The sequence below is a fragment of the Rhodococcus sp. KRD162 genome, assembly GCF_017168335.1.
Classification (GTDB): Bacteria; Actinomycetota; Actinomycetes; order Mycobacteriales; family Mycobacteriaceae; genus Rhodococcoides.
On the sequence record NZ_JABFAU010000013.1, the window covers coordinates 251553 to 272733 of the forward strand.

Genomic DNA, 21181 nt, shown 5'->3' on the forward strand with positions numbered 1-21181 from the left:
GAAGGAGACCTTCCATGTCCGATCTCGACCAGTCGTTCGCCGACGCCCAAACCGATGTCAAGAAGCTCACGTCCAAGCCGAGCAACGAGGACCTGCTGAGTCTGTACTCGTTGTACAAACAGGGTTCGATCGGCGATGTCTCGGGTAAGCGACCGGGCCGGTTGGACATGGTCAATCGCGCGAAGTTCGATGCCTGGGCCAAGCTCGAAGGTACGAGCCAGGATTCGGCGAAGCAGCAGTACGTGGATTTGGTGACCAGGCTCCTCGCCGGCTGAGCCGACAGCTATTGTCGAGCACGGGGGTAACGCGACGAAGGGACCCACATGAGACGCTCCGACACCGACGTCGACGAGGCCGAACTCGACATCCGCAAGCCCAAGACCCACGCGGCGGGGCCCGTCGCCGTCGCGGTGTCGATGAAGCGCGCGCTGGGCCATATGGGCCCGATGCGGACGGCGCAAACACTCCTCGAACTCAATCAGGCCGAGGGTTTCGACTGCATGAGCTGCGCCTGGCCCGACCCTGACCCGGGTCATCGGCATGCGGCAGAGTTCTGCGAGAACGGCGCGAAAGCAGTATCCGAGGAAGCAACGAAGACGCGAGCGACCCCGGAGTTCTTCGCACAGCACAGCATTGCCGAACTCGACGAGCACACCGAGCACTGGCTCGGTCAGCAAGGTCGGATCACGCACCCGATGATCAAGCTGCCCGGCGGCAGCCACTATCAGCCCATCGAGTGGGACGAGGCGTTCCGTCTGATCGGTGAGGAGTTGAACAGTCTCGCCAGTCCGGACGAGGCCATCTTCTACACCTCGGGTCGCGCGTCCAACGAATCGGCGTTCACGTACCAACTCTTCGCCAGAGCATTCGGTACCAACAACATGCCCGACTGTTCCAACATGTGCCACGAGTCGACGTCCATCGCGCTGCAGGAGTCGATCGGCATCGGCAAGGCCAGCGTCACTCTCGACGACGTCCACAATGCCGAGTTGATCATCCTCGCGGGCCAGAATCCCGGCACCAATCACCCCCGTATGCTCTCGGCTCTCGAGCTGGCGAAGCAGAACGGCGCAAAGATCCTGTCCATCAATCCACTTCGCGAAGCGGGTCTGCTCAACTTCAAGAACCCGCAGACTCCACGCGGCATGGTCGGGCCTGGCACCGACCTGACGGATCTGTACCTCCCGATCAAGCTCAACGGCGACCTCGCACTCTTCCAGGCCATCGGCTCACTGCTGGTGCAGTGGGACGCGCTCGACCACGAGTTCCTCGACAATCACACCGTCGGCTTCGATGCGTGGAAGGCGCACGTCGCCGAGGTCGATTTCGATCTGGTGACCGAGGTGACCGGTCTGTCTCGGCAGCAGATCACCCAGGCAGCCGAGATGCTGCGAGACTCCAAGGCCACTGTCTTCTGCTGGGCCATGGGCCTGACGCAGCACCGCAATGCCGTCGCCACCATCAAGGAAGTCACCAATCTCGCGTTCGCACAAGGCAACATCGGTAAGGCCGGTGCGGGCCTGCTGCCGGTGCGCGGCCACTCGAACGTGCAGGGCGACCGGACGATGGGCATCTGGGAGCGTCCCCCGCAACACTTCCTGGACGCGCTGGCGAAGGAGTTCGATTTCGAGCCGCCACGCGAGCACGGCTTGGACACCGTCGATTCCATCCGGGCGATGCGCGACGGTAAGGCACATTTCTTCCTCGGTCTCGGCGGCAACTTCGTCCAGGCGACACCGGACAGCGATGTCACCTTCGAGGCGCTGCGCAAGATGCGGATGACGGTGCAGATCTCGACGAAGATCAACCGCTCCCATCTCGTCTGCGGCGAGACCGCTCTGATCCTGCCCACCCTGGGACGCACCGAGAAGGACGTGCAAGCCAGTGGTGAGCAATGGATCTCGGTCGAGGATTCGACCTGCTCGGTGCACTCCTCGCGTGGTCCGCTCGCACCTGCGAGCACGTTCCTGCGCTCCGAGGTCGCCATCGTCAGCGGCATCGCGGAGGCAACTCTCGGGGATCGGTACGGTCTGGACTGGAAGGGATTCCGCGACGACTACCGCAACATTCGTGCGCACATCTCGCGAGTGGTGGCCGGATGCGAGGGCTACGAGGTCAATGTTCGACGCCCCGGCGGCTTCGTGCTTCCGCATCCGCCTCGCGACAGCCGGACTTTCGGAACCAAGAGCGGCCGCGGCGAATTCGCCGTCTCACCGATCGACGTGCTGCAGGTTCCGCCCGGCCATCTGATCCTGCAGACGCTGCGCAGCCACGATCAGTTCAACACCACCATCTACGGCCTGAGCGATCGGTACCGCGGTATCGAGAACGGTCGGCGAGTGATCTTCGTCCACCGTGAGGACGTCTCGGCACTCGGCTTCCGCGACGGCGACATGGTCGACCTGGTGACCCGGTGGGACGGCGACGATGTGCATCGGTGTGCACCGTCGTTCAGGATCGTCGAGTACGACACCCCTCGTGGATCGGCTGCCGCGTACTACCCGGAGACCAATCCGTTGATTCCCCTGGATTCGACTGCGCTGCAGAGCAACTGCCCCACCTCCAAGTCCGTGATCATCTCGATGGTCCCAGCGGGAACGGGTGAGCAGCGCAGCGCTGACGGTCACCAGGACAACGAGGGGTCGGACGAGGGCCACAAGTCGCACCCGCAGCCGCATCATCTGAGCTGACCCTTCGCGGTTTTCCGGAAGTGGGACCGGACGTCCCACTTCCGGAAATCACCCGTCGTGGTGTGGGCCTCGTCGGTCCGCACGAAGGCACCGGGCCGCAGCACTCCGTTGACGATCTGTCGCATAGTGTGTTCTATGTAACATTGAGTCACATCAAATATATGTGATGCGATCCGCTGGAGGGCAGAGCTCGTGACGGACCAGATCGAACGAACCACCGAGGCCACCTTCGAAAGCCTGGACCCACGAACAGGAGCCGTCCTCGCCACCTACCCGGTCGCGAACTCCGCCGAGGTGGAGGCCGTCGTGGCACGCGCCCGGTCGGCCGCGCGATGGTGGGACGCCCAGGGCTTCGCCGGACGCAGACGATGGCTTCTCGAGTACAAGTCCGCCATCGCACGCGATGCAGCGGACCTCGCTGCCGTCATCGCCGCCGAAACAGGCAAGCCATCCGAGGACTCGTTGCTCGAGGTCATGCTCGGCGTCGAACATCTCGACTGGTCCGCGCGCAATGCGGCCACGACGCTTCGGCAACGGAAGGTCGGATCGGGCCTGCTGGCGATCAATCAGAAGGCGTACGTGGGATACCGCCCGTTCGGCGTCGTCGGCGTCATCGGACCGTGGAACTACCCGCTGTACACCCCCATGGGTTCGATCGCGTACGCACTCGCAGCCGGCAACACCGTCGTGTTCAAGCCCAGCGAACTCACTCCTGGCGTCGGCGTCTGGCTCGCCGAGAAATGGGCCTCGCTCGCCTGCCCGCACCCCGTGTTCCAGACCGTCACCGGTGACGGCTCCACCGGCACGGCCCTGGTCGAATCGGGCGTCGACAAGATCGCATTCACCGGTTCCACGGCCACCGCCAAGAAGGTCATGGCCACGTGCGCCACAACGCTGACGCCACTGATAGCCGAGTGTGGTGGCAAGGATGCGATGTTGGTCGACTCGGACGCCGACATCGGTGCCGCCGTGGAATTCGCGACATTCGGAGCGATGGGCAATGCCGGTCAGACCTGCGCGGGTGTCGAGAGAATCTACGTGGCAGCGCCGGTGTACGACCGATTCGTCAGCGAATTCACCACTGCGGTCAAGGCATTGCGACCCGGCGGCACGACGACCTCGTCCTACGGCCCGATGACCATGGCCAGGCAGAGCGAGATCGTCCGCGGCCAGATCGAGGACGCGTTGGCCAGGGGCGGCAAGGCCGTGGTCGGCGGCCTCGATTCGTTGCACGGCCCGTACATCGATCCGGTGATTCTGACCGAGGTGCCCGAGGAATCCACCGCGATCACCGAGGAGACCTTCGGGCCGACGGTGGTGGTGAACAAGGTGCGGGATCTCGACGAGGGCATCGAACGAGCGAACGCCTCCAAGTACGGACTGGGGGCGTCGGTGTTCACCGGGGACACCGCGGCGGGTCGACGCGCAGCCGAGAAGCTCGACTGCGGCATGGTGACGGTGAACTCGGTGCTCGGATTCGCCGGGGTTCCGGCTCTACCGTTCGGCGGCACCGGCGATTCGGGCTTCGGCCGAATCCACGGAGCCGACGGCCTGCGTGAGTTCAGCACCGTCAAATCACTGACCGTGCAGAGTTTCGCGGCCCCGGTGAACCTGCTGACGATGCGACGCAAAGCCCGAAACATGAAGCTCTCCGTGCTGGCACTGAAACTTCGGCACGGGCGGGGCTGATCATGGACATCGCACCGAAGCGCGGACGTTTCGGCTGGCTCGCCCGCATCGAGGAACTCGACCCGGTGCGCGACTGCCACACGATCCACCGGATCACCGCGGGGCACGAGTTTCCCTTCGACTATCAGCGCGCACTCGAGTTCGCGCTGTTCCGTACGTACTGTGTGCCGTCGATCTCGGAATTGTTGCAGAAGACAGGCGAATTCGAGTTCCGGCCGCAGAAGCGTTACGACGACACGTCGTTGCTGATGGCCGAGATGCTCGAACACGGCTACGACTCGCCGCGCGGTCGCGAATCGCTGCGCATGGTCAACCGAATGCACGGTCGCTACACGATCTCCAACGACGACATGCTGTACGTGCTCACCACGTTCATCTACGAGCCGCTGGACTGGATCGACCGCTTCGGGTGGCGACGCCTGCACCCCAACGAACGCCTCGCAGCATTCCACTTCTACCGGAACGTGGGAATTCGGATGGGGATCAAGAACATTCCGGATTCGTTCCAGGAGTTCGCCCGTTTCAAGCTCGACTACGAGCAGCAGCACTTCCGGTTCACCGAGAGCAACCATCGCGTCGGGCTCTACACACTCGCGCTGTTCGAGTCCTGGTTCCCCCGCCCGCTGCGACCCGCGGTTCGGCGCGGGGTACTGGCAATGATGGACGAATCGATGGCTCGCGCATTCGGGTTCCCGGCGGGTTCGCTCACAGTGCGCAGGGCGCTACACCGAGGTTTGCGGACCCGGGCGCGAGTGGAACGGTGGCTACCCAAACGGCGAGTGTCCAAGACGACCTCCGGCACCAACCGCACGTATCCGAACTACCCGCAGGGGTACACGCCTGCGAACCTCGGCGTTCGGCCGCCCAGCAGCCCCGCCCCCGCGGGGGCGGGCAACTCAGAGACCGTCCACCCACGCGCCGAACGCATCACGAAACTCTGACGAGAGCGGCAGCGGTGCCAGCGCGGTGTTCGGATCGGCAGGCAACGGACCGAGTTCGCCCAGCGTGTGCGAGCTGTTGGCGAAGTGCGCGAAGTGGAGATCGGTGTGCGAGAGCGCCACTCGTACGTTCTCGACCTGCCCGCAGGAGACGTTGAGATCCTTGTCGGAACACGTCAGGAACGAGGAGTACGTACTCGGAAGCGCGGCAGCGAGATCCGCCGGGTCGGTGGCATCGGCCTCGCGCAGGAACCGCGCGTTGGCACGCAGTCCGAGACCGTCGACGATCGGGTCGGGTTCGGCCGACAACGTGCGACCGGCGCGAATATCGGCGACGGCCTGCGCGAAACGGTCCCGAGACGACGCGGCCTGCTCCTCGGTGAACTGGCCGACCGCCACCGCCTGGTCGATGTTGCGGTTCACCTGTGCGCTGAGCAGGTCGAGGTAACGGATCGCCAACGGCTCCAGCAAGCCGATGTGGCTGAACGCCGCACTGTCCGCGTCGGCCAGGCGCAATGCGGTCAGCGCGCCCTCACTGTGCCCGATCACCGTGGTGCGATCGGGCCCGACGCCCGTGCGCTGCTGGAGGAATGCCAAGGCGTGGGCAGCTGTGTCCACCTGCGCGTCGAATCCGGGAAGGTCGTTCGGGTCCAGGCCGCCCAGCCCGGTTTCCCCTGCACCGAGCTTGTCGAAGCGCAGGCTCGCGATACCGCGCCGGGACAGCTCGTCGGCAACGTAGGCCGTCGAATTGACCTGCAGATCTCCGGAGTTTCCGTTGCGATCGGTCGGGCCACTGCCCGGCAGCACCAGAGCGATGCCGCGTGTGTCCCCTACCGGCGCGCGAAAGCTGCCGTAGTAGGTGATGCCATCGGACTCGAAGCTCACCTCGGAATCGAGCGCGTCGTCCGGCGACCACGGAACGTTGATCGGGTCACCAGCGGCGGAGCCGGCAGCTGCCAGCAGCAGCATCGCCGACGCGGCCAGCACTGTCATCACTCGTCCTCTGCGCACCATACTGACCAATCTAACAATCGGACCGACCGCCCGGATACGACGCAGTCCTCGGGCCCGGAAATCCTCCCCGCCGGCACCGAGCTGAGGCGTCGAACACCCTCGATACAGCGGCTCTGCACGGCCCAAGTGCTGGTCGGGGCGCACCACGAATCCGATAGGACGTAGCCTGGCTGGGAAGGTTCGGTGGCTCGACCGTAATGACACCCGTGTTGTTCGGTTAGATTGGAAGAGCCACCAGGCACGATGCAAGAGGGTCGAGACCTGTCAACGAGCGACGGGTCACCACAATCGAGGAGAACAGGCCATGGCTTTACCAGTACTGACACCGGAACAGCGCACCGCGGCGCTGGCCAAGGCGGCCGAGGCACGCACTGCGCGGTCGAAGCTGCTCGCATCCGTCAAGTCCGGCGAACTCAGCGTCGCTGACGTTCTCGCCAAGGCGGAGAACGACGAGATCGTCAAGAAGACCAAGGTGTCCGCCCTGATCAAGGCCCTTCCGGGTGTTGGATCCGTGCGCGCCGCACAGCTGCTCGAGCAGCTGTCCATCGCCGATACCCGTCGTATCGGTGGCCTCGGTGCCAACCAGCGCGAAGCGCTTCTGGCTGCCGTCGCATCCTGATCCTGCTGTAGTGCGGTGCCTGCAGGGCTAGCATTTCGACCATGAACGTCGAAGTGACCCTGCTGCCCGGAATCGGGGTGCGGAAAGATTTCGCCCTCGCTTCCGGGCGCCGCATAGGCGTCATCACCCTCAAGGACGGCGCGAACGAGCTGATCGTCTCGCGCAAGGACGACCCCGATGCGACGCAGGCATCGATCACGTTGAGCAATGAGGAAGCGGCGGCCCTGGGCAATCTGCTCGGGTCGCCGCAACTCATCGCCCAACTCGGGGAAGAGCATCGCGACCTCCCCGGAATCAACACCCGTCAACTTCCCATCAGCGCCACTTCCCGGTTCGTCAGCCGCACACTCGGCGACACCACCATGCGCACCAAAACCGGAGTATCGGTCGTCGCCGTCATGCGCGCAGGCCAGGTACAACCCTCACCCACCCCCGACTTCACTCTCGCCGCAGGTGACCTGTTGGTTGCCGTCGGCACAGCGGATGGACTCGACGCCGCAGCCAAGTTGCTCGGCAGTGCCTGAGATCAGTCGGGGCTGAGCGATGGCCGAGAGCGCGATCGCCCTCACCGAGCTGGGCGCAGTGTTCTTCGTCCTCGGCCTCCTCGCTCGACTCGCAGGCCGCATCGGCGTCTCCCCCATCCCCTTCTATCTGCTCGGCGGCCTGGCCTTCGGCAATGGCGGCATCGTCACCCTCGGCGGCATCGACGAATTCAGCGAAATCGCCAGCGAAATCGGCGTCATCCTGCTGCTGCTCCTGCTGGGACTCGAATACACCGCCACCGAACTCGTCACCGGACTGCGCCGATCCTGGATGGCCGGAGTGGTGGACATCGTCCTGAACTTCGCGCCGGGTGCAGTGGTCGCGTTGCTGCTCGGCTGGGGCGGAGTCGGAGCGCTCGTCATGGGCGGCGTCACCTACATCTCGTCCTCGGGCATCATCGCCAAAGTCCTCACCGATCTGGGCAGACTGGGCAACCGCGAAACACCCGTCGTGCTGTCCATCCTGGTGTTCGAGGACCTCGCGATGGCCATCTACCTGCCGATACTCACCGCAGTGCTGAGCGGAGTCAGCTTCCTCGGCGGGCTCGAAGCCCTCGGCATCTCCCTGCTCGTCATCACCTTCGTGCTGGTCGTTGCGCTGCGCTACGGCCGGTTCGTCTCCGCAATCGTCGACAGTCCCGACCGCGAGGTCGTACTGCTCAAAGTCCTGGGGTCCGCTCTGCTGGTCGCAGGCATCGCGTCGGAGCTGCAGGTCTCGGCGGCCGTCGGTGCATTCCTGCTCGGCATCGCGATCTCCGGTTCGACGGCCGACAACGCCACCCGCGTCCTCGAACCACTGCGCGACCTGTTCGCGGCGATGTTCTTCGTGGTGTTCGGTCTGGCCACCGATCCCTCGACCATCCCTCCGGTGCTGGGCTGGGCCGTCGTGCTCGCGGTGTCGACAACGGCCACCAAGGTCGCAACCGGCTGGTGGGCCGCGGGGCGTCAGGGCATCGGCAGAGCCGGCCGACTACGTGCGGGTGCGGCCCTGGTGGCGCGCGGAGAGTTCTCCATCGTCATCGCCGGGCTGGCGGTGGCTGCCGGCGCAGTGGAGGGTGAACTGGCGGCGTTGGCGACGGCGTACGTGCTGTTGATGGCGATCCTGGGCCCGATCGCTGCGCGCGTCGCCGAGCCGGTCGCGAAGGCAGTACTACGCGGCGCGCCCGCCGTGTGATTGGCTGACCGCCATGGTGGAGAAGCGTCGAGCATCCGTTCTTCGCCGACGGCCGCAGCTGTCGGAGGAGGTGGCAAGTCACCTTCGACACCGAGTGATGTCCGGCGAGGTGAGTCCGGGAGACTTCATCCGACTCGACGAGACCGCCGCCGAGCTCGGGGTGAGCGTCACCCCGGTCCGCGAGGCATTGCTGACCTTGCGCGGAGAAGGCATCGTCGAACTCGTCCCGCATCGCGGATACGTGGTGTCTGCGCTCACTCCGAACGACATCGTCGATATCTTCTGGCTTCAGGGCCGAATCGCCGTGGAACTGGTGCGTCGAGCAGCCCCGAGGATCACCGAGACCGAACTCGCCCAGCTGACCGGCATCTGCGCGTCGTTGTCCGTCGCCGTCGAGAACGGCAGGCCCGAGGACGTCGAGAACTACGAGTTCGAGTTCCACCGGGTGCTCAACCGGCTCGCCGAATCCGCGAAGTTGGCATGGTTCCTCAACAACGCCACTCGATACACGCCCACTCGTCTCTATGCCACCGATCGCAGCTGGGGACGTGCCGCGGTGCGCAACCACGAGGACTTCATCTCTGCGCTCGTTCGAAACGACGTCGACGCCGCCTGCGAATTGATGAGACAACAATTCACAGACGGCGCCGATCGGTTGATCGCCCATCGGGCTTCGCCCTCGTGAGCCTTTTGCGTACCTATATGTACGCAAAAGGCGCACGACGGGTCAGCGCAGCGACGCAGGCACGGTGAAGCGCTCTCCGTACTTCTTCGCCAGCTCGTCTGCACGAGCAACGAATCCGGCCTGACCTCCCGGGTAGCCGACGACGTACTGGTGCACTCCACCCGTCCACGCCGGGAAGCCGATCCCGAAAATCGAGCCGATATTGGCGTCGGCGCTGGTGTTGAGGACACCCTCGTCGAAGCACTTCTGCGTCTCGATGGCTTCGATGAACAGCATCCGCTCCTTGAGGTCCTCGAACGGAATGTCCGCCGAACCCGACTTGAACGCATCCCGCAGTCCCGGCCACAGCCCGGCCCGCTTACCGTCCTCGTACTCGTAGAAGCCCGCACCCTTGGCCTTCGACGGACGCTCGAACTCGTCGACCATCTTGTCGATGACCTCGCCTGCCGGATCCTCGGGAGGAGTTCCACCGGCCGCCTTGATGGCGTCGTAGGTTTCCTTGCGGATCTTCTGCATCAGGTTGAGGGTGAGCTCATCCGAGAGCTGCAGCGGTGCGGCCGGGTAGCCCGCCTGCAGACCGGCCTGCTCGATGGACGACGGCTCGACCCCCTCGCCCAGCATCGCGATCGCCTCGTTGATGAACGTACCGATGACGCGCGAGGTGAAGAAGCCGCGACTGTCGTTGACGACGATGGGGGTCTTCTTGATGATCTGCACCAGGTCGAATGCCTTGGCCAACGCCGCATCCGAGGTCTTCTCGCCGCGGATGATCTCCACGAGCGGCATCTTGTCGACCGGTGAGAAGAAGTGGATTCCGATGAAATCTTCCTGACGCTTGATGCCCTGAGCCAAGCTCGTGATGGGCAGCGTCGAGGTGTTGGAACCGAGCAGCGCCGCCGGATCGACGAGATCCTCGATCTCCTGGAACACCTTCTGCTTCAGCTCTTCCGACTCGAAGACGGCCTCGATGACCAGATCTGCACCCTCGACGTCCTTGGCATCGGCCGTCGGATGGATACGGGCGAGAAGAGCGTCCGACTTCTCCTGAGTGGTCTTGCCACGCGAGAGAGCCTTGGCCTCGATGCCTTCCGAGTACGCCTTGCCCTTCTGCGCCGCCTCGAGGGCAACGTCCTTGAGCACCACGTCGATTCCGGCCTTGGCACACACGTATGCGATACCTGCGCCCATCATGCCTGCGCCGAGAACCGCGACCTTGGTGAAGGTGGTCTTCTCGATGCCGTCGGGACGGGACTTGCCTGCGTTGATGGCCTGCAGATCGAAGAAGAACGCCTGAATCATGTTCTTGGACACCGGACCGGTGACCAACTCGGTGAAGTACCGCGACTCGATGGTGCACGCACTGTCGAAGTCGACCTGCGCGCCCTCCACTGCCGCAGCGAGAATTGCGCGAGGAGCCGGCATCGGCGCGCCCTTGATCTGCTTACGCAGGTTGGACGGGAATGCAGGCAGGATCTGCGCGAGCTTCGGGTTCGAAGGTGTGCCGCCGGGAATCTTGTAGCCCTTCTCGTCCCACGGTGCGACGCCACCCTCCGGGTTGGCCTTGATCCACGCCTTGGCGGTGGGCACCAATTCCTCGATGCTGCCGACCAATTCGTGCACCAGCCCGATCTCGAGGGCCTTCGCCGGACGGAACCGGGTGCCTTGGGCGAGGACGGCCATGAAGCCGGTCTGAATGCCGAGCAGTCGCGTGATGCGCGCAACGCCGCCGCCGCCGGGCAGCAGGCCGAGCGAGACCTCGGGCAGACCGATCTGCACGCCGGACACATCGGCCGCGATGCGGTGGTGCGTTGCGAGGGCGATCTCGAGTCCGCCGCCCAGCGCCGCGCCGTTGATGGCGGACACGACCGGCTTACCGAGCTTCTCGATACGGCGCAGCTGCCCCTTGACTTCCTGAACCTCGTCGAACACCCGCTGGGCGTCCTCGGGCTTGGCGGCGATGAGAGTGTGCAGATCTCCGCCGGCGAAGAACGTCTTCTTGGCCGAGGTGATCACGACACCGGTGATGGATTCGACCTCGGCTTCGAGGCGATCGACGGTGGCACCCATCGAATCCTTGTACAGCTGGTTCATCGTGTTGGCGCCCTGGTTGGGGTCGTCCATCGTCAGAACGACAATGCCGTCGGCGTCCTGGTCCCACTGGATCATGTTGTTGCTCATGGCTCTACCTCAGACTCGCTCGATGATGGTGGCAACGCCCATGCCGCCGCCGATGCACAGGGTGATCAAGGCGTATCGGCCGCCGCGGCGCTCGAGCTCGTCGAGCACGGTTCCGGTGATCATGGCTCCGGTGGCACCGAGCGGGTGTCCCATGGCAATGGCGCCGCCGTTGACGTTGAGCTTCTCGTTCGGGATCTTCAGATCCTTCTGGAACCGCAGCACGACGGAGGCGAACGCCTCGTTGAGCTCGAAGAGATCGATGTCGTCGACGGTCAGTCCCGCAGTCGCCAGAACCTTCTTCGACGCCGGGGTCGGGCCGGTGAGCATGATGGTCGTATCGGCACCGCTGGTAGCGGTCGCGACGATCCGCGCCCGCGGCACCATGTTCAGGTCTTTGCCTGCCTGCTCGCTGCCGACGAGGACGAGAGCCGAACCGTCGACGATGCCGGAGCTGTTGCCGCCGGTGTGGACGTGATCGATCTTCTCGATCCAGTGGTACTTCTGCAGGGCGACGTCGTCGAACCCGCCCATGGCCGCGATCCCGGTGAAGGCCGGGTTCAGCTTGCCGAGCGATTCCACGGTGCTACCCGGGCGCATGTGCTCGTCGTGGTCGAGGATCATCAGACCGTTCTGGTCGGTGACCGGGACGACGGACTTGGTGAAGTAGCCACCCGACCACGCTGCCGCGGCACGTTCCTGGGACTGCACGGCATACGCGTCGACGTCCTCGCGGGTGAATCCTTCGATCGTCGCGATGAGATCGGCGCCGATGCCCTGCGGGGCGAAGTAGGTGTCGTAGTTGGTGGCAGGGTCCATGGCCCATGCGCCGCCGTCACTGCCCATCGGCACGCGCGACATCGACTCGACGCCGCCTGCGATGACGAGTTCGTCCCAGCCCGAACGCACCTTCTGTGCGGCCAGATTGACTGCTTCGAGACCGGACGCGCAGAAGCGGTTGAGCTGAAACCCGCCGACGGTATCGGGCATCTTCGCAGCGAGTACGGCCGTGCGGGCGATGTCTGCCCCCTGGTCTCCGACGGGTGAGACCACGCCGAGAATGAGGTCGGAGATACGGTTCTCGTCCATGTCCGGGAAACGTCGACGGAGTTCGTCGATCAGACCCGTCACCAGGGAGATCGGCTTCACCGAGTGCAGCGAGCCGTTCTTTCCCTTGCCTCGGGGAGTCCTGATGGCCTCGTATATGAATGCCTCTGTAGTCACAGCGCGCAGTTCCTTCCAGATACTCGATCTTCGTGCGGTCGCCGTCCCGGCCGACCGCGTCGGTGCGAGGCCATGACAGACCCCAGCTCATGCCAGCGTATGTCCGCAGGAAGAGCGCGGGTAAGGACCGAAACGAGCGTTGTACATGACCCGATGCTCTGATTCAGGTTTGAACGACGCGCGCCGGGGACACACCGAAAGATCAGATCTACCGAGCGCGGAAGAAGACCGACCATGGAAACCGACAACGAATTGACCGTGGGTTCGCGTGTCAAAGTACTCATTCGGACACCCGCCACTGACGATGCCGACGGCCAGGAAACCCGCGAAGCGGGTGCGATCGTCGAGGACTTCGGTGTGCAACCATCCGACTCGACGTCACGAGAATGGGCAGTGGCCAGACGCTGGGCGGTCGCCTTGGACAGCGGACGACTCGTGTTCGCCGACAACGAGGATCTGACTGCCGGCTGAAGCACCCGCCCGTCAGGTCTCCTTGAGCGGTACCGCTCCCAGTTCGCTGACCAACAGCTCCATCGCGACCGTTTCCGGGTCCCGGCGAACCGTCGGATCGGCAGGCTCGGCCGCGGCCTTGAGCAGCTCTTCCTCGTCCTCGGGTGTCTCCGGTGGCGGCGGTCCTACCGGCTCGGGCTCGTCGGGGTAATCCGGTGCCTCGGGCATCGGAATATCCACGTCTGCGGCTGTTCCATCGCCCGCTGATCCGAAGCCGTCCGAGGTGGGACGGGGAGCCCCTGCCTGGCTCGGCCTCGAGAACTTCGGCAGCGACGCGGGTTTCGCTGCCGGTTCATCTTTTTTTGCCGATGACTGTTCCGGTGGTGCTGCAGCGCCGACCAGACATACCACCGACCACTCGACACCGAAGACATCACGCAGTGCGTCGCGAATGACGTCGGCGTTGCGCGGCTCCTCGAGTCGCTTCGCCAGCGGTGCCGAATCGTGGCCGAGGGTGATGGTGCCGTTCTCGACTGCGCGCACCGAGGCACCGGAGAGCATCACCTCGACGGTCCGGCTCCGGTCCCGTACCTTCGTGCGCACCTCGGACCACACCGCGCGAACCGCAGCGGCGTCCGGCTCGTTCGATGCCGTCTCCGGCACCGCTGCGGGCTCGGGTTCCGGTTCGAACACCGGCTCCGGTTCGGGTCCGTAGTCGTCCTCGGGCTCGGGCGGGAAGTCCTCGTGTGCCGCCGGGGCGGACACCGTCGGGTCCTGCTGCGCAGGTACAGGATCCGGGGTCGGCTCTGACCTGGGAGCGGGTTCGGGCGTGGGAGCGGGCTCGGGTTCCGGAGTCGGCTGCGGCGTGGGAGCAGGCTCGGGCGTGGGAGCAGGCTCGGGCGTCGGAACCGGTTCGGGCCGTGCCGGTGCTGGTGTCGGCTCTGGTGCTGGTGTGGGAATCGAGGCAGCGGGTGTGGGCGCTACGGGAGCTGGTGCCGGTGCGGCGGCCGCCGGCTCCGCGGCCGGTGGGCGTTGGGACGGTCGCTGGAACTTGTTCACCGGTGCCGGACCCGAGGGTGCCTGCTGCTCGGACGGCTGCAGTTGCGGTCGCGTCGGATCTGCCGATGCCTGCGCGACGGCGGCCTGCTCGCCGGCCGGAAGGGTGACGTCGAGCCGACGTTCCACCCGCTCCAGCCGTTGCAGCACCGCCGATTCCGCGTCCGAGGCCGAGGGCAACAGCATCCGGGCGCACATCACTTCGAGCAGCAGCCGCGGCGCGGTGGCACCGCGCATCTCGCCGAGACCGGAGTGCACGATCTCGGCGTAGCGAGTCAGGGTGGCCGAGCCGAGCAGATCGGCCTCGTCACGCAGTCGCTCGAGTACGTCGCCCGGTACGTCGACCAGACCGCGTTCTCCGGCGTCGGGCACGGCCTTCATCAGGATCAGATCGCGCAGCCGATCGAGGAGGTCGATGGCGAAGCGGCGTGGGTCGTGGCCTGCGTCCATCACCTTGTCGACGGTGCCGAACAGTGCGCCGCCGTCCCCTGCGGCCAATGCGTCGACGGCCTCGTCGATGAGTGCGACATCGGTGACGCCGAGCAGCGACAGCGCCCGCGGGTAGGTGACGCCCTCGGGGCCCGCTCCGGCGAGCAGCTGATCCATGACGCTGAGCGAGTCACGGGGTGACCCACCGCCGGCGCGGATGACCAACGGGTAGACCGCATCCTCGACCGGGACCTGTTCTTGGTCGCAGATCTTCTCGAGCAGAACGCGCATCGTCGACGGCGCGAGCAGTCGGAACGGGTAGTGGTGGGTGCGCGAGCGGATGGTGGGGAGCACCTTCTCGGGCTCGGTGGTCGCGAAGATGAACACGAGGTGCTCGGGCGGTTCCTCGACGACCTTGAGCAGCGCGTTGAACCCCGCCGGGGTCACCATGTGTGCCTCGTCGATGATGAAGATGACATAGCGCGACTCGGCGGGGGCGTACACGGCCTTGTCTCGCAGATCACGGGCATCGTCGACGCCACCGTGGCTGGCCGCGTCCATCTCGACGACGTCGAAGTTGCCGGGGCCACCGGGTGCGAGGGCAACGCAGGAGTTGCACACCCCGCACGGCGTGGACGTCGGACCTTCGGCGCAGTTCAGCGATCGGGCGAGGATGCGCGCGGAGGAGGTCTTTCCGCAGCCACGCGGACCGGAGAAGAGGTAGGCGTGGTTGATTCTGTTGGAATCGAGCGCCACGCTGATCGGTTCGGTGACGTGCTCCTGACCGACGACTTCGGCGAACGTCGCGGGACGGTACTTCCGGTAGAGGGCCACGCCCGAAAGGGTACCGGCGACCACGGACACAGTTGCATCGCGCGTCGGTCTGCCAGTGATGTCATCGTTGGCCTGCGGACACTGCCCTGATGTTCATGATCGCGAAGCTTTCCCGCGTTCCGGTGGAGTCCGACAGGGCGAACAGCCAGTTGCCGTCCTGCAGTGCGTCCGAGATCGCGTGCCGCACGATGGCACCCCTGGAGTTCTGGTAGTCGATCGAGACGGGTGTGCCCCGGGCTGCGGCGTCGGCCAACAGATCGAGATCGCGCGGCAGCAGTCGGCTGTGGTGGCCGAGCGAAGACCGCACCCGTGCGTCGTCGACGGTCTCGACGTCACCGGCTCGTAACAGCCGCGCCAGCTCGCGTGGATCGCGTCGACCTCGTGGAACATGGACGCTCGCGTGCGATCGGCGCGATGCAGCGGCGCGGACCCGGCGCGATGCAGCGGCGCGGACCCGGCTCGGTCCGGCGATCTCGAGTTGGCCGGTATCGGAGTGCCGCACCGGAAAGTATCCGTGTCTGCGGAGCACGGTGATGGTGTCGATCGGCGTGGCCGAGCTGATCAGGACGGTGGGCGCGAGTCGCTGGAACTCGAGCACGGCCAGGGCGTCGTCGGCCTCGATGTTCGTCAGCAATACCTCGTCCTCGGAGACGACGGCGCAGGGAATCTTGCGCACGGCCAGCGCTCCGTAGCTGCGCCAGCAGTCTCTGATCGTGTACGCCAGCGCCTGGGGGATCTCGCCCTCGGCCATTTCCGTCAACGCATCGATCAGCTCGTCGCCGGTGCCGCCGGTGTCGAAGAAGCTGCGAATCGTCGCCGGGGTGAATCGCCAGACCGACGCCACTTCCCTCGACTCGGGCTGCGCTGCCGCGCCGAGAATCGACGCCACCGCCGTGCTGGGTGGTCCGGTGACCACCGCCGTCGAGTCGGGCAGCAACCGAACCGAGAACGGCACCAGGTCGGCCATGTCCTGCAACTGCGCCGTCAGAACCTCGCCGATCCGACTCGGATCGCCGTCTCGACCGACGGGAAAATCCGTGAGGATGCCGCACAGGTCGGTCGGTGCGCCGTCGGCCAGCAGTCCGAGTCGAGTGGCTTCGGTCCAGAGCGCGCGCACATGACCTGCCCCGGCGCTCGTCGACACCACGGGTATGCGCCAGTCGAGGTAGCGGGCGAAGTCCTCGGAATCGTGCAGAACCGTCATCGGCGAGTCGGCGTCCTCGTATCGGAGCAGAGCTGTCAGCGCCGTCGTGCGCAGGTCCGCTGCCGCGGGGTCGTCGAGCATCTTCTTGAGCACCGGCACGGTTTTCCGGGAGGCCTGAGGCACTCGATGGGTAGGCGTCGACGGCGAGCACCACCAGGCCGCCAGCAACACAGCGGCCTGCTCGGCTCGGGTGCTCGTCGACCAAATCTCGTAGGTGGAGGTGAGCGCGACGTCGGTTTTTCCTCGTTCGGTGATCAGTCCGGCTGCACGCGCCAGCATCAGCATCAGCGCGGTGGCCTGTTCGTCGGCGAACCCGAGCCTGCTGGTCAGCGACCGAAGCTCTTTGGCGCTCACGCCGCCGGTCTTCATCATCGTCAGGCCATCGGTGTCGACGGCTGCCAGCAACGCCTGAGTGTGCTCGCAGAACTGCAGCAGGGCAATCGAACGCGTGCGCCGCACGTCGTCCTGCGAGAGTGTGCGAGTGGCAAAGCTCGGGGGACAGAGTTCGATGGGCAACTGCCACCCCGCCCCTCGCAGGGCGATGCTCACTTCCAACGGCATCTCGACGCGGTGCCCGTCCAGTCGATACAGCAACCCGCGCTCGTATGCGGCCGCGCCGGCGGCGGGTGGAACATCGAAGATCAGCGACACCGGTTGACCATCGACGAAGCGAGACAACATCTCTCGCATCTCGGGAGGTCCGTCGTCGAACAATGCTCGGATGCGATCGGGCGTCATCGCAGCGGCCACGGCGTCAGCACGGGCCGCTCGATCGAGCTCGGGGTCGATACCGAGCACCGACAGTAACGCCAATCGATCCTGCTCGACGGCGCAGTGCAGGAACAACTTTCGCTGCCGAAGAGCAAGCCCGAAAGGACGAGAGAACACCCCGGACAGATCGACGGGACGGTATTCGACAGTGCCGGAGCCGGGCGCGGTATACGGCCAGATCAGTCCGTACGACGTCAGAGTGGCCAGCGCAGCATCGATGTGTTCGGTCTCGTTCGATACTCCTTCGCCCGTCCAGTGACCGATCTCGGCGCGGCTCAGATCGCCCATGAGGGCGAACAATTCGAGTAGACCGAGCGAGCCTCGATCGAGTTTTCGAGGCAGGGCCGACACTCGGCGCGTGGAGCCGAGCAACTGTGCGAGCAGTCCGAACGAACGCGGAGGTGGGTCGGTGGCCACATCGGGTCGACGGCGCAGCAGAGCGGTCAGTGCGTCCTCGTCGAGCGAGGCCAGCCACCCCTCGTACGTCCCCATGCTGTCGGTCATCTGATCCCCCCGGTGAATGTTCTGCCGAAGGTACCGCCGAGCACCGACAGATCTACTTCTTCTTGGCAGCCGCCTTCGCCGCCTTCTTGAACTCCCGCACCTCGAGCAGCGACTTCTCGTCGACGACGTCGGCGATGGATCGACGTGCGCCCTCGTCGCCGTACGCTCCGGCGGCCTTGCGCCACCCGTCGGGGGTGACGCCCATCTGCTTGCCGAGCAGCGCGAGAAAGATGCGCGCCTTCTGATCGCCGTATCCGGGGAGGGCTTTGAGACGTTTGAGCACTTCGGCACCGTCGGGGTCCTCGCGGGTCCAGATCTGCTGCGGGGAGCCGTCGTAGTTCTCGACCAGGAAAGCCGCGAGGCCTTGGATGCGTTTGGCCATCGAACCCGGGAACCGATGCACAGCCGGGGTCTGCGCACACAATGCGGCGAACTCGTCCGGATCGGCGTCGGCGACGGTGTCGACTTTCAGGTCGCCGAGACGGTCGACGAGCTTCTTCGGGCCGGCGAACGCCGACTCCATCGGCACCTGCTGATCGAGCAACATGCCGATCAGCAGTGCGAACGGATCGTCGGCGAGCAGTGCATCGGCCTCTGGATCGCCGACGAGGTGCAGGGTGCGAGACATGGCCTCGATCCTGCCATGCACCTCGCACTGTGAACATCGGTGACGGCGACCGCAAGCCGCACCGGTCCCCGGACCGATGCCGGGCATTCGATGATGAGAGGCTCGGCTCCTGACTACGCACGAGATTTCCCAAGGCCAATTCGAGTGGGCCGATGAGGATGACCGCTTCGAACTCGGTCTGAGTTTCACACTCGTACAGTCGACGGATCCCGAGGCTGTGCTCGCGGTGTTCGCGTCGGTCAATGCCACGAAATCTCGAAAACCGGCCGGCATGGATGTCGAGGACTGGTCCGACTCCCTGCCGGACAGTGAGATGGCCAGACGCTATGCCGGCGTCGCAGGTGACTGGGTGTGGGTACTCGAAGAGTTCACCGTCTCGGGCGTGCTCTCCCCTGTTCCGGAGAGACTGTCGGACACTTTCGGTACCAGCATCACCGTGCACTGGGATGTCAATGCGCTCTCCACCTTCGTATATGCAGTCGACGGGGTGATCGAGCGGCAGTTCGAGCTCGGCCGCGAAGCCGATCCCTCAGACCGATCTGCGCCGGAAGGCTATCTCGAGGAGGAGGACGGAATCGACTGGGAGCAATGGATGTCCGGTGGTCTCTGCCTACAGGCACGGCTTTCCGGAGTGGTAGCGCTGACAGCCGATCCGATCGAACCAGTCATAGTCGAGACATGCAATGAGGGGTGAGCCGAACCTCGCACCGGAAGGGAGTCGTAGTGCGCCGCGTTTCGATCCCCGCATGTAGTCTTCGGAACACGGTGACCCGACGCCCGCCACGCCTCGTCGTGCGGACTCCCCTACTGCGTCGGGAAATGCATGAACGCTTCCTCTACTCGCACCCTCCGAGTATTTGTTGCAGGCTGGGTAATACAGGATGGTTCCTTTCCCCGCGCATCGGTCGGTGACCTCGCGGACGTTGCCCTCGAGCACTACTCCCTAACGGATACACCTTCTCTTTGCGACGAAACACGCACTGCCATAGCCAGACCCGCCTACGGCCGAGCACCCAGCATGCACCGCGACGGGCGTCTCCTCTGGCTTCATCTCGTCTACGGCGACGGCTGGAGCGCCCAGTGGTGGGCCGACACGCCCACCAACGGAGAGGTCACTCTGACCGGAACGTTCAACGCGATGCTCACCGACTTCGGCGTGGATACGCCACCCCGCGTCCACGGTCGCGTCCGCTCGATGCATCTCGTAGACGAACAAGTTCGATCAATAGAAAACGGCTGGACCACTATCGACGGAACCGACCGGCTCACTGAGATCGATGCCATTCCCGTCGCACACGAATGGTGGCCGTCCAAGGACACCGAAGACGGCGACTTCGTCTCGTCGGGTGTACTGATCGACATCGATCTCGACGACAACCCCTCTTCGCTCGGACCGTTCGCAGCGGGAGCTGTGACGATCAGGGGAAATTCGATCTGGGTCATGCACTCGTCGGACCCGGTTCTTGTGCAAGTCGATACGGCGGGCGCAGTTCCGGTCATCACTCGCTACCTGCTGCCGCTGACCATCGAACCTTCGGCAGACCGCTGGTCGCGTCGGATACACGCGGTCGACGACGGCCTCTGGATCACCTCCGAGCACGATATTCACCTGTGCACCATTTCTCCCGAGGGTGAGCTGAACGTCGAGCGATACACCACCGAAGGCAGCTGGACCACCGCGGTCCACGAGGGACAGCTGTATCTCCTGGGGTGGACGCGGTCGTCGATGAACAGCAACCGACGTCACGGAGTGATCAGGACCTACCCGGATGAACAGCGAGTTCGATTGCTGGACTTAGCCACTCGACGCCTTGTCCCAGCTGACGGCCCCGACGACATCCGCGCTACCCGAGCAGATCGCGCTACCGCGGTCGACGGCACGCAGTGGTGCGTCGACGGCACAGATATGTTGCGCCGCATCGACTCCGACGGAACGACGTCGAATATCGACCTGACAGCCGAGTCGGAGACGGTCACTGTTCGATCGACAACACCGGATGCGTTCGCCGACCCTGCCAACGCCGACGTCGTCGCCTCCATCACCGTCGACGTCTCGCGCTTGGTTCCGAAAACACCGCCGAACCCGTAACGAAACGAGTCGATCACGGGCAGTAATTCTCGAACGACCCGCACAGAGGGACAGCCTGCGCAGCACTGGGGTGAATTTCCGATATCCGCAGCTGAGGACAAGATTCCTGATGTACTGCCGGCGGGTCGATACGTCAGCGTGATATCCAACGGGCACAGTGCACTTACAGCATAGATCGCGGCGGTCGATGCCGTAAGTGCCCTGAATATTCGTGAAGGTCCGTTCGATGGCTCATGCACAACGGCGTGAAAGAACTGATGGGTTACGTCAGGCATCGGCAAAATGGCAGGATTGGATGAGTACGGCATCACCATAGTTTTCGCAGCAATGGCCGTGTGCATTTATTGCGACCAGTCGTCTATGTAGACGGTTCCGAAAAGAACATTGATTCGCTCGATAGGAGCCTGCGAGACGGTCCTCATACCAGTGAGCTCACCAGTGAGCTCACCAGTGACATAGCGAGAAA

Annotated in this window: 17 protein-coding genes; 11 read left to right on the top strand and 6 right to left on the bottom strand. The window is 64.7% G+C overall.

Annotated features, from left to right (window positions below; translation table 11 throughout):
* Positions 1-14: 14 nt before the first annotated feature.
* From J1M87_RS18300 to J1M87_RS18315, 4 genes are all read left to right on the top strand, one after another.
* Entirely contained in the window at positions 15-275 is a 261-nt protein-coding gene (locus tag J1M87_RS18300) for an acyl-CoA-binding protein (protein WP_206490960.1), read from the top strand.
* A 48-nt stretch (positions 276-323) separates the two neighbouring features.
* Complete coding sequence (locus J1M87_RS18305) at positions 324-2690, top strand: FdhF/YdeP family oxidoreductase (protein ID WP_206490961.1); 2367 nt, start codon at positions 324-326, stop codon at positions 2688-2690.
* Between the two features lie 192 nt (positions 2691-2882).
* Positions 2883-4379 (top strand): aldehyde dehydrogenase family protein, encoded by a 1497-nt coding sequence (locus tag J1M87_RS18310; protein WP_206490962.1) that lies wholly within the window; start codon positions 2883-2885, stop codon positions 4377-4379.
* Between the two features lie 2 nt (positions 4380-4381).
* The gene (locus J1M87_RS18315) at positions 4382-5320 is read left to right on the top strand and encodes an oxygenase MpaB family protein (protein WP_206490963.1); all 939 of its coding nucleotides are present in this window, start codon (positions 4382-4384) and stop codon (positions 5318-5320) included.
* On the opposite strand, the gene J1M87_RS18320 is transcribed toward J1M87_RS18315, so the two are convergent.
* Positions 5276-6331: a serine aminopeptidase domain-containing protein gene (locus tag J1M87_RS18320; protein ID WP_206490964.1), complete on the bottom strand. Its 1056-nt coding sequence runs from the start codon at positions 6329-6331 to the stop codon at positions 5276-5278. The genes J1M87_RS18315 and J1M87_RS18320 overlap by 45 nt on opposite strands.
* Positions 6332-6635: 304 nt before the next feature.
* On the opposite strand from J1M87_RS18320, the gene mihF reads away from it, so the two are divergent.
* Genes mihF through J1M87_RS18340 form a run of 4 tightly spaced genes read left to right on the top strand, consistent with a single transcriptional unit; the run spans position 6636 to position 9351 of the window.
* Entirely contained in the window at positions 6636-6950 is a 315-nt protein-coding gene (mihF, locus tag J1M87_RS18325; protein ID WP_008712632.1) for an integration host factor, actinobacterial type, read from the top strand.
* A 41-nt stretch (positions 6951-6991) separates the two neighbouring features.
* Positions 6992-7474 carry a cation:proton antiporter regulatory subunit gene (locus J1M87_RS18330; protein WP_206490966.1) on the top strand — a complete coding sequence of 161 codons (483 nt, stop codon included), beginning with the start codon at positions 6992-6994 and terminating at the stop codon, positions 7472-7474.
* A 19-nt stretch (positions 7475-7493) separates the two neighbouring features.
* A complete protein-coding gene (locus J1M87_RS18335; RefSeq protein ID WP_206490967.1) occupies positions 7494-8666 on the top strand; it encodes a cation:proton antiporter in 1173 nt (390 codons plus the stop codon).
* Between the two features lie 13 nt (positions 8667-8679).
* A complete protein-coding gene (locus J1M87_RS18340; protein ID WP_206490969.1) occupies positions 8680-9351 on the top strand; it encodes a GntR family transcriptional regulator in 672 nt (223 codons plus the stop codon).
* A 42-nt stretch (positions 9352-9393) separates the two neighbouring features.
* Here J1M87_RS18340 and J1M87_RS18345 read toward each other — a convergent pair whose 3' ends face one another.
* Together J1M87_RS18345 and J1M87_RS18350 are read right to left on the bottom strand one after the other, a co-directional pair.
* Complete coding sequence (locus J1M87_RS18345) at positions 9394-11529, bottom strand: 3-hydroxyacyl-CoA dehydrogenase NAD-binding domain-containing protein (protein ID WP_206490971.1); 2136 nt, start codon at positions 11527-11529, stop codon at positions 9394-9396.
* Positions 11530-11538: 9 nt separating this feature from the next.
* Complete coding sequence (locus J1M87_RS18350) at positions 11539-12750, bottom strand: acetyl-CoA C-acetyltransferase (protein ID WP_206490973.1); 1212 nt, start codon at positions 12748-12750, stop codon at positions 11539-11541.
* 234 nt (positions 12751-12984) lie between these two features.
* On the opposite strand from J1M87_RS18350, the gene J1M87_RS18355 reads away from it, so the two are divergent.
* A complete protein-coding gene (locus J1M87_RS18355; protein ID WP_206490975.1) occupies positions 12985-13221 on the top strand; it encodes a hypothetical protein in 237 nt (78 codons plus the stop codon).
* Positions 13222-13233: 12 nt separating this feature from the next.
* On the opposite strand, the gene J1M87_RS18360 is transcribed toward J1M87_RS18355, so the two are convergent.
* The 3 genes from J1M87_RS18360 to J1M87_RS18370 all read right to left on the bottom strand — a co-directional run bounded on the left by J1M87_RS18360 (position 13234) and on the right by J1M87_RS18370 (position 18626).
* The gene (locus tag J1M87_RS18360; protein ID WP_206490977.1) at positions 13234-15519 is read right to left on the bottom strand and encodes a DNA polymerase III subunit gamma and tau; all 2286 of its coding nucleotides are present in this window, start codon (positions 15517-15519) and stop codon (positions 13234-13236) included.
* A gap of 61 nt (positions 15520-15580) precedes the next feature.
* Positions 15581-17998, bottom strand: coding sequence for a helicase-associated domain-containing protein (locus tag J1M87_RS18365; RefSeq protein ID WP_206490978.1), 2418 nt, complete (start codon positions 17996-17998; stop codon positions 15581-15583).
* A 52-nt stretch (positions 17999-18050) separates the two neighbouring features.
* A complete protein-coding gene (locus tag J1M87_RS18370) occupies positions 18051-18626 on the bottom strand; it encodes an HhH-GPD-type base excision DNA repair protein (protein WP_206490979.1) in 576 nt (191 codons plus the stop codon).
* Positions 18627-18750: 124 nt separating this feature from the next.
* Between J1M87_RS18370 and J1M87_RS18375 the strand changes: the two genes are divergently transcribed.
* Positions 18751-19320: a DUF6461 domain-containing protein gene (locus J1M87_RS18375; RefSeq protein ID WP_307830881.1), complete on the top strand. Its 570-nt coding sequence runs from the start codon at positions 18751-18753 to the stop codon at positions 19318-19320.
* A 324-nt stretch (positions 19321-19644) separates the two neighbouring features.
* On the top strand, positions 19645-20715 hold the full coding sequence (locus J1M87_RS18380; protein ID WP_241257125.1) for a hypothetical protein: 1071 nt from the start codon (positions 19645-19647) through the stop codon (positions 20713-20715).
* Positions 20716-21181: the final 466 nt, after the last annotated feature.